This window comes from Flavobacterium sp. UBA4854 (assembly GCF_002399805.1).
GTDB classification, from domain to species: domain Bacteria; phylum Bacteroidota; class Bacteroidia; order Flavobacteriales; family Flavobacteriaceae; genus Flavobacterium; species Flavobacterium ginsengisoli.
In genome coordinates this window covers 37029-41562 of sequence record NZ_DHEI01000164.1, presented here as the reverse complement: position 1 = coordinate 41562, position 4534 = coordinate 37029, and the positions used below count along the sequence as shown (strand labels likewise).

Genomic DNA, 4534 nt, shown 5'->3' with positions numbered 1-4534 from the left:
GGTTAAAATCTGAAATCTAAAATCTAAAATCTAAATTTATATGTTCCCATTACAAAGAGGCAGAAGATTAAGAGTAAATGAATCAATTCGTTCTTTAGTACGTGAAACCAGTTTAAGTCCATCGGATTTTATGTTTCCAATGTTTATTGCTGAAGGAGAAAATGTAAAAGTCGAAATTCCGTCTATGCCAGGAATTTTCAGAAGATCAATAGATTTAACGGTTGAAGAAGTAAAAGAACTTTATGATTTAGGGATTCGCGCTGTAAATATTTATGTAAAAGTTAGCGAAAACCTAAAAGACAATACTGGAAAAGAAGCTTGGAATGCTAACGGATTAATGCAACAAGCCATTCGTGCCATAAAAGCGGCTTGTCCAGAAATGATCGTTATGCCAGATGTGGCTTTGGACCCGTATTCAATTTACGGTCATGACGGAATTATAACAAATGGCGATGTAGAAAACGACAGTACAGTTGATGCTTTAGTAAAAATGGCCGTTTCGCACGCAGAAGCTGGTGCCGATTTTGTTGCGCCAAGTGATATGATGGATGGACGCGTTTTACGCCTTCGCGAAGGTTTGGATGCGGCAGGATTTCAGAATGTTGGAATCATGAGTTATTCTGCTAAATATGCTTCAGCTTTTTACGGACCTTTTAGAGATGCTTTAGATTCTGCTCCAAAAGAAGCTGATGTTGTGGTTCCAAAAGACAAAAAAACATACCAAATGGATTATGCGAATCGTATCGAAGCGATTAAAGAAGCGTTGTCTGACGTAGAAGAAGGCGCAGATATGGTTATGGTAAAACCAGGAATTGCTTATTTGGATATTGTTCGCGAAATAAAAAATACCGTGCATGTTCCTGTAACTGTTTATCAGGTTTCTGGAGAATATGCTATGATTAAAGCGGCATCTGAAAGAGGTTGGCTGGATCACGATAAAATTATGATGGAACAGTTAATGTGTATCAAACGTTCGGGTGCTAATCTTATTTCGACATACTTCGCAAAAGAAGCAGCAATTTTATTAAACAAATAAGATGGTTGTCGATAAACAAAATGCTTCTCATTATTTATGGGGAGACAATTGCAACAGCTGGATTTTGGCAGATACTGAAGGTTTATCTGTTAAACAAGAAAGCATGCCAAGCGGAACTAAAGAAAAACTGCATTTTCATAATCATGCTCAGCAGTTCTTTTTCATTCTAAAAGGCACAGCAACTTTTTATCATGGAGAAAAAACTGAAATTGTAAATGCAAATCAAGGTTTATTGATTGAGGCAAAAACACAGCATTATATTGCCAATGAAAGCCAAGAACAATTGGATTTTTTAGTGATATCACAGCCATCAACAAATAATGACCGAATTACAATTGAATAAAATCTAAAAACATGAAAAAGGTATTTTTCCTCTCTGCAGTTTTAGCATTGGCTTCTTGCAAAAAAGAAACTTCTGAACCAACAAACGCAGCAACCGAATCTATTTCTGAAGGAGAATCGGCGAAAGCCAAAAGTCCAGAAGAACTAGGAAAACAACTTTTTGAAGGAGCTGGAAATTGTTTTGCCTGCCATCAGCCAGATCAAAAAGTAGTTGGGCCAAGCATTAAAGAAATTGCCAAAATCTATAAAGACAAAAATGGCGATATCGTTACTTTCCTGAAAGGAAATGCAGAACCTATTGTTGACCCAAGTCAGTTTGAAGTTATGAAAACCAATTTTGCTATAACACAAGCCATGTCTGATGAAGAATTAAAAGCAATTGAAGCTTACATCTACAGTCAGTTAAAATAATCACACGATGTTCCGTAGGAACATTTCATCGGTAGAAAATGATGTTATTTAGCATTTACGTTCCGTAGGAACGTTTGATATGCTGGATGGTTAAAATTCACGTCAAAATCAAACGTTCCTACGGAACGTAAAAATGGGGCGTCAATATTTTTTTTTCTACCGATGAAATGTTCCTACGGAACATCGTATAATTATATCAAAACAGAAAAAAAGGGCGGTTCCGAAAGTGAACCGCCCTTTTTTAATAATTAAAATTGATTACCAGATTTTAACTCGTTTTTCTGGTTCAACGTACATTTTATCACCTTTCTTAATATCGAAAGCTTTGTAGAAAGCATCAACATTTTGAATTGGAACATAAGCTCTGTACATTCCCGGAGAGTGTGGATCTGTTTTCACTTGATTTTTGATTGCTTCATCTCTTGTTTTTGTTCTCCAAACCGTAGCCCAAGAAATAAAGAAACGTTGTTCTGGCGTAAATCCATCGATTAAACCTGGATTTCCGTGCGCTTTCAAATACAATTGCAAACCGTCATAAGCAGCGTTAATTCCACCTAAGTCTCCAATATTTTCACCTAAAGTAAAATGACCGTCTACGTGAATTCCTGGCAATGGCTCAAGAGCACTGTATTGATTAGCTAAATCTGTTCCAAGAGCTGTAAATTGTTTCAAATCATCTTCTGTCCACCAGTCTATTAAATTTCCTTCAGCATTGTAACGTGCTCCAGAATCATCAAATCCGTGAGAAATCTCGTGACCGATTACAGCACCGATTCCTCCGTAATTAACTGCTTCATCGGCTTGGTAATTGTAAAAAGGTGGCTGTAAGATTGCTGCAGGGAATACAATTTCGTTATAAGACGGATTGTAATAGGCGTTTACTGTCTGAGGAGACATATGCCATTCTGTTTTATCAACTGGTTTGCCTAATTTTTCAATGCCTTTTTGGAAATTCCATTTTGCAATGTTTTTATTATTCTCAAAATATGTTCCGCCTTCAGCAATACTTTTGATCGTTAATGCAGAGTAATCTTTCCATTTATCAGGATATCCAACTTTTATGGTAATTTTATTCAACTTTTCTATTGCCTTAGCTTTTGTATCTGTAGACATCCAAGTCAAATTGTTTATACGGTTTTGGTAAGCCGTAATAACGTTATGAATCATATCAAGAGCTTTCGTTTTTGCTTCAGCAGGAAAAACTTTCTCTACATACAATTTACCAAGTGCTTCTCCAACATTGCGATTTACTACTGCAAGTCCTCTCTCATCTGCAGGAAGCTGTTTAATTGCTCCTCTTAATGTTTTACTATAAAAATCAAAATTAGCATTATCAATTGCTGTTGTCAACTTAGTTGCAGAATTGTTTAACAAATCCCATTTTAAGTATTCTTTCCATTGTGCAACTTTGTTTTCTTTGAAAACAGTTTCTAAAGCTGTCATATATTTAGGCTCAGACACAATTACACTTTCTAATTTAACGATTCCTAAACCAGCAAAATATTCGTTCCATTTGATTGATGGAGTTAGCTTTTGAAGTTCAGCAATTGTCATTGGATTGTATTGCAAACGGCTGTCTCTTCTTTCAACTCTGTTTAATCTTGGTTGCGACAATTCTGTTTCAAGAGCTAAAATTTCGGCTGCGCTTTGTTTTGCTTTTTCTGGAGATTCTCCAATAAACTGAAGCATTCTCGCAACATGCAATTCGTATTTTGCACGTTTCTCTTTCGAATCTTTATCGTCAGAAGTATAATAATCTTTATCAGAAAGCCCTAATTCGCTTGGACCTAAATTTACAGAGTTTTTAGAACTGTCTTTATCATCAGCTCCAATGTAAATTCCGAAAAATCCAGCATTTCCTTCTTTTTCCATTTCAACCAAATATTTCTGAACATCAGCAATGTTTTTAATTGCATCGATTTTTTTCAGATAAGGTTTTAAAGGCTCGATTCCTCTTTTATTTCTTCCAATAGAATCTAAATAAGTATTGTACAGGTTAATTGCTTTTCCTTGATCTGTATTAGATTTGTACTTTGGATTTTTTGAAGCATCTTGCAAAACTGCCATTACATCTTTGTCAGTCTTTTTAATTAGTTCATTAAAACTTCCCCAAGTCGTACGATCACTTGGAATTTCTGTTTTTTCTAGCCAAGTACCGTTTACATATTTGAAAAAATCCTGACTTGGACTAATTTTCGTATCCATATACGAAACATTGATACCCGGTTCCTTTGGAGCATTTTGTGCTTGGGATGCAGTAATTGCAAACATTGCAGATATCACACCAAACACAGGTTTAGCAAATTGTTTTTTCATAAAAAATTATAGTTTAAGGAAAAATACAAACATATTGTTATTATTTCAAAAATTGTGTTAAAATTCTAACTGCAAAGTCAAAAAGACAGATAAATTTCACAAATAGAAAATTAGCACTGAGGTATTTGTCTGCGATATTTAGTAAAAGTTACAAAAGCCTGTTAAAAAAATAATTCAGTAAAGTTTTTAAAATCTGCTTTTTGTATTTTTGCGCCAAATTATTTTTATGAAATCGCTTTTATACAAATACCGCAAATTCTTTATTGTTTTAATAGTATTTTCGGTTGTTACGATATCTTTGTTTTACTCTGCATTAAAACCAAAAAAGACACTTCCAATTTACAATCCTGCCGATGTAAATCCTGAATTGGTTGATAGTACCGTTCAGTATAAAAGCAAGTACCACACCATTGCCGATTTCTCTTTCAT

At 34.8% G+C, this 4534-nt stretch carries 4 protein-coding genes and 1 pseudogene; 4 read left to right on the top strand and 1 reads right to left on the bottom strand.

The genetic code is table 11. The features are described 5' to 3' along the window. The first annotated feature begins 40 nt into the window (after window positions 1-40). Genes hemB through B3J44_RS24045 form a run of 3 tightly spaced genes read left to right on the top strand, consistent with a single transcriptional unit; the run spans window position 41 to window position 1789 of the window. Window positions 41-1036: a porphobilinogen synthase gene (gene hemB / locus B3J44_RS24055; RefSeq protein ID WP_286972085.1), complete on the top strand. Its 996-nt coding sequence runs from the start codon at window positions 41-43 to the stop codon at window positions 1034-1036. Window position 1037: 1 nt separating this feature from the next. After that, window positions 1038-1379: a cupin domain-containing protein gene (locus tag B3J44_RS24050; RefSeq protein WP_286972082.1), complete on the top strand. Its 342-nt coding sequence runs from the start codon at window positions 1038-1040 to the stop codon at window positions 1377-1379. Between the two features lie 11 nt (window positions 1380-1390). Beyond that, window positions 1391-1789, top strand: a complete 399-nt coding sequence (locus B3J44_RS24045; protein ID WP_286972079.1) for a c-type cytochrome — start codon at window positions 1391-1393, stop codon at window positions 1787-1789. Window positions 1790-2047: 258 nt separating this feature from the next. On the opposite strand, the gene B3J44_RS24040 is transcribed toward B3J44_RS24045, so the two are convergent. Beyond that, window positions 2048-4105, bottom strand: a complete 2058-nt coding sequence (locus tag B3J44_RS24040) for a M13 family metallopeptidase (protein ID WP_286972076.1) — start codon at window positions 4103-4105, stop codon at window positions 2048-2050. Between the two features lie 226 nt (window positions 4106-4331). On the opposite strand from B3J44_RS24040, the pseudogene B3J44_RS24035 reads away from it, so the two are divergent. Then, window positions 4332-4534: pseudogene (locus B3J44_RS24035) on the top strand (SCO family protein); the annotation flags it as partial.

Excerpts from the sequence above, each read along its gene's own strand:
- B3J44_RS24045 (WP_286972079.1), top strand. The coding sequence starts at position 1,391 with ATGAAAAAGGTATTTTTCCTCTCTGCAGTTTTAGCATTGGCTTCTTGC.
- hemB (WP_286972085.1), top strand. The coding sequence starts at position 41 with ATGTTCCCATTACAAAGAGGCAGAAGATTAAGAGTAAATGAATCAATT.
- B3J44_RS24040 (WP_286972076.1), bottom strand. The coding sequence starts at position 4,105 with ATGAAAAAACAATTTGCTAAACCTGTGTTTGGTGTGATATCTGCAATG.
- B3J44_RS24050 (WP_286972082.1), top strand. The coding sequence starts at position 1,038 with ATGGTTGTCGATAAACAAAATGCTTCTCATTATTTATGGGGAGACAAT.